The sequence below is a fragment of the Phycisphaerae bacterium genome, assembly GCA_035384605.1.
In the GTDB taxonomy this organism is placed as follows: domain Bacteria; phylum Planctomycetota; class Phycisphaerae; order UBA1845; family PWPN01; genus JAUCQB01.
In genome coordinates this window covers 1-4,234 of the sequence record DAOOIV010000211.1, presented here as the reverse complement: position 1 = coordinate 4,234, position 4,234 = coordinate 1, and the positions used below count along the sequence as shown (strand labels likewise).

Below are 4,234 nucleotides of genomic sequence, written 5' to 3'. Positions count from 1 at the left end.
ACGAGGTCATGAATCTGGGCGGCGAGGGGTGTTGGCGCTGGAGCGATCCGTACCGCCAGACCTACCGCATTCACACCAAGGACATCGGAGCAGACACGTGAGCGACTCGACTGTCAGTAGCGACTTTCGAAGACGGGTAGGCGGATGTGACAACCACAGGAGCACGGCATGAAAGAAATAATCGTTGATCTTTTCGCCGGCGGCGGCGGGGCAAGCGAGGGGATCAGGCAAGCCCTCGGCAGGTCTCCGCATATCGCCATCAATCACGATCCGGACGCGATTTCAATGCACGCCATGAACCATCCGGATTGTATCCATATCACGGAAGATGTTTTCAGGGCGAATCCCTTTGAGGTGATCGGGGATAATCAGGTCGGGTATCTGCACGCCAGCCCCGATTGTACGTTTTTCAGCCGGGCCCGCGGCGGCAAGCCCGTCAAAAAGAATATCCGGTCCCTGGCGTGGGTTGTGGTTCATTGGGCACAGCTTGTCCGGCCCCGCGTGATTACACTGGAAAATGTTTCGGAGTTTCAGGAGTGGGGGCCGCTTAATGAAAACAACCTGCCCATCCCGGCCAAGAAGGGCATGACCTTCCGGTTGTGGTGCAATCAGCTTCGCGGCCTCGGCTACAAGGTGGAGTTTCGCGAACTGATAGCGTGCGACTACGGAGCCCCGACGATCCGCAAGCGGCTGTTTATGATCGCCCGCTGTGACGGGCAACCGCCGATTATCTGGCCGGAACCCACACACGGCCCAACGGGCAACCTGTTTGGCCTGACGCCCTACCGCACGGCGGCGAAATGTATCGATTGGACAATCCCCTGCCCGTCGATCTTTGAGCGGAAAAAGCCGCTGGCAGAGGCGACGATGCGACGGATCGCCAAGGGTCTGAAAAAGTATGTTCTGGACAATCCGAATCCGTTCATCATGAAGTATTATTCCGGCAATCGCTTTGGTCTGGTATCTGCGTTCCTCACGAAATTCTATGGCACTACCATCGGCTCTGATATGCGACAGCCCGTCCCGACGATCACCGCCACCGGCCAGCACATTGGAGAGGTTCGGGTGTTCCTGGTCAAGTACTTCGGGCAGGGGACCGGGCAGGGCGTCAACGAACCGCTCCACACAATCACGAGTCGAGATCGGTTCGGACTCGTTACGGTACAGGGCCAGAAATACCAGATCGCGGACATCGGCCTGCGGATGCTCCAGCCGCGGGAACTGGCACTCGCTCAGGGCTTCCCGGCCGACTACATCCTCACCGGCACCAAGTCCAATCAGGTAGCAAAGATCGGTAACTCTGTACCTCCGCAAGTGATCCGTGCCCTGGTCAAGGCAAACGTCGAATTAAAGCAAATCAAGGCAGTTGGATAAGGAGAAACTGTGGAAACAAATGCCAACACGTCCGGCTACAAGGCCCATGCGAACACGTCCGGGGACTATGCCCACGCGAACACGTCCGGCGATGAGGCCCATGCCAACACGTCCGGCGATGAGGCCATAGCGTGTTCGTTGGGAGTCAGGGCCAGAGCCAGAGCCGTCAAGGGCTGGATTATATTAGTTGATTGGCGGCGGGATGGTGACAAGTGGACTATCCGTTCCATCCATCATGCCAAGGTCGGGCAGAAGATCGGCAGGAAGGTCATCAAGTCAAACGAGCAGTACTGGTTTGAGGACGGAACGCTGAAATACGAGGTGTGCAATGGCTAACAAAACCGGAACCCGCGAAACATGCTTTCTGACGACTGGGTTATTGTAAGTTAGTCGCGGTTTATGCACCGGGGGCGGCGACGCGAACCGCCGCCCCCACCATTTACGCAAGGAGGCAACAGATATGAGCATTGACGACATGATAAATACGATTGTGTGCGGTGATTGTCTTGAGGTTATGCGGGGGTTGCCGGATGGTGTATTTGATGCCCTCATCACCGATCCGCCGTATTCCAGCGGAGGCCAGTTTCGGAGTGATAGATCCCAATCGGTTGCAGTCAAGTACGTGCAAACCGACTCAGTGCAGACGTGCCGCACGGACTTCACGGGAGACAATAGGGACCAGCGGGCGTTCTTGGTATGGTGCACGATGTGGCTCAGTGAGGCACTTCGGTTAACGCGACCGGGCGGCATTTGTGCAATCTTTACGGACTGGCGGCAACTCCCAACGATGACAGACGCCATACAGTGCGGCGGCTGGGTGTGGAGGAATATCGTAACGTGGTGGAAACCGGGCATTCGAATGCAACGGGGGCGGTTCAGTTCGTCTGCGGAATATCTCGTCTACGGCTCTCGTGGCGTGCCTACACCCGGCGAAGACTCTCCGCAAAACGTCCTGCAGTGCGCACCTGTGGCCGGTAGCGAAAAAGAGCACATTGCACAGAAGCCGGTCAAGTTGCTGGAAGACATTCTAGGCGTGGTCCCTGCAGGTGGCCTTGTATTGGACCCGTTCTGCGGCTCAGGAACCACGCTGGAAGCGGCCCGCAATCGGGGCCTGCGATACGTGGGGATCGAGATAGACCCAATCAACTGCCAAATCGCCCGCAAGCGCATCGCCGCAGAAAAACAGGGCTTGACCGTGGCTGAGATGGAACGGGGGCAAATGACACTGCTATGAGGGGTAAGAGATTATGAGCAGAAGCCGCAGAAAACCAGTCGTCGTGCTGTCGCCGAAAATCGACAAGGATGTTGTGCATGGACAGGTGAGGGCGCACGTCCGGGACGCACTACTGAAAGCCGTAGATGAGCCGGATTGCCCTATCCTCGATGCAGACGTAAAGGACCTGGGGCTTGAGGACTGGGGCACGAAGTTTGATTACCAGTACATGGACCCGGACCAAGCGATTCGGGCGCAAGATCGCAGGGATAAGGCAGGCAGGAAATAATTCAGGAGTCAACATGGATGACTACGACTGGCAACCACCCCAAGAGTTACAAGGGCCTGCCCTGCCTGATATGTGGTACAGCTCCGAGCGATTAAAGAAGACCGTGCGTGTAAAGCGAGCCAAAAGCAGAGAGCAAACCAGTGTCGCCTGAGCGAGCCAATAGACTGGAGAAAACCAATGAATCAAAGCGTGCCAACAACCAAAAGGCAACCAAATGACAATAGTTGAAAGGAAATCACAATGAACATCCCAAAATCACTAATCCGCAGCCTGTACGATATCCAGCATCTAAGGATTCAGACGGGCAACCGCATCGTCGCCGAAGTTAAGGCCCGCATGGGACAACTGCCCGGCCAGAAGGAGGAAACCATCGACGACGCCGAAGCAAAGCAGTATCTCGACATTGCCCGTGCAGAGTATAAGCGAATCGCGGATGCGTTTGTACTCAACCGTGCCGCCAACTACTTCAAGATTAAATACGAGCAATACCAGATCATTAGCGACCCGGCCATGTTGCTATTTGTCAAGCTCTACATGAAGCACATCGAGGACGAAGCGGACATGGAGAAGATCGTTGCGAACGTGGTGCAACAGCATCCGATGTGGGAGGCTTTTCTGGCGGATGTCAAGGGCTGCGGTCCGCTCATGTCGGCCGTGCTGCTGTCGGAGTTGAACCCCCGCAAGGCCCGGCACGTTTCGTCATTCTGGAAGTATGCCGGACTGGACGTTGCCAGTGATGGCCGAGGCCGAGGCAGGTACAAAGAACATCTCGTCGACGCTGAGTACACGAACAAGGACGGCAAGCAGGATACTCGCAAGAGCATCACGTTCAACCCGTTCCTGAAAACCAAGCTGTACGTTCTGGCGACATGCTTCATTAAGTGTCGGGAAAGCAAGTACCGCAAGGTCTACGACGATTACAAGCACCGTCTCGAAAACCACGCGGTACATGCAGAGAAGAGCAAGGGGCACAGGAACAATATGGCGATCCGGTACACCCTCAAGATATTCCTGCAAGACCTGTGGTTGAAGTGGCGGGAATTGGAAGGGCTGCCGATCAGTGCGCCGTACCACGAGGCCGTGTTGGGGCATAAGCACGGAGCCGAAGAGGCAGAGAAAGCCGCATAAGTGGAGCGAGCCAACGATGCCAAGAAAACCAGGCAACAATAGCGAGCCACGCAAGGCGAGAAACCCACATAAGTGGAGCGAGCCATTGACGCGAAGAAAACCAGGCTTAACTAGCGAGCCAGGAGCCAGAAGAAAACCACGCATAAGTAGCGAGCCAAGGAATCCAAGAAAACCACGACCCAAGAGCGAGCCACAAGTCACGAGTAAACCGTGTGAATAGAGCGAGCCAG

General features: G+C 56.0%; 5 protein-coding genes. All 5 read left to right on the top strand.

The features are described 5' to 3' along the window. The first annotated feature begins 168 nt into the window (after positions 1–168). Positions 169–1,374 (top strand): DNA cytosine methyltransferase, encoded by a 1,206-nt coding sequence (locus tag PLL20_21850; protein HPD32643.1) that lies wholly within the window; start codon positions 169–171, stop codon positions 1,372–1,374. 9 nt (positions 1,375–1,383) lie between these two features. Next, positions 1,384–1,710 (top strand): hypothetical protein, encoded by a 327-nt coding sequence (locus PLL20_21845; protein ID HPD32642.1) that lies wholly within the window; start codon positions 1,384–1,386, stop codon positions 1,708–1,710. A 178-nt stretch (positions 1,711–1,888) separates the two neighbouring features. Continuing rightward, positions 1,889–2,608 carry a site-specific DNA-methyltransferase gene (locus tag PLL20_21840; protein ID HPD32641.1) on the top strand — a complete coding sequence of 240 codons (720 nt, stop codon included), beginning with the start codon at positions 1,889–1,891 and terminating at the stop codon, positions 2,606–2,608. A gap of 13 nt (positions 2,609–2,621) precedes the next feature. Continuing rightward, positions 2,622–2,876: a hypothetical protein gene (locus PLL20_21835; GenBank protein HPD32640.1), complete on the top strand. Its 255-nt coding sequence runs from the start codon at positions 2,622–2,624 to the stop codon at positions 2,874–2,876. A 240-nt stretch (positions 2,877–3,116) separates the two neighbouring features. Further along, positions 3,117–4,004: a hypothetical protein gene (locus tag PLL20_21830; GenBank protein ID HPD32639.1), complete on the top strand. Its 888-nt coding sequence runs from the start codon at positions 3,117–3,119 to the stop codon at positions 4,002–4,004. Positions 4,005–4,234: the final 230 nt, after the last annotated feature.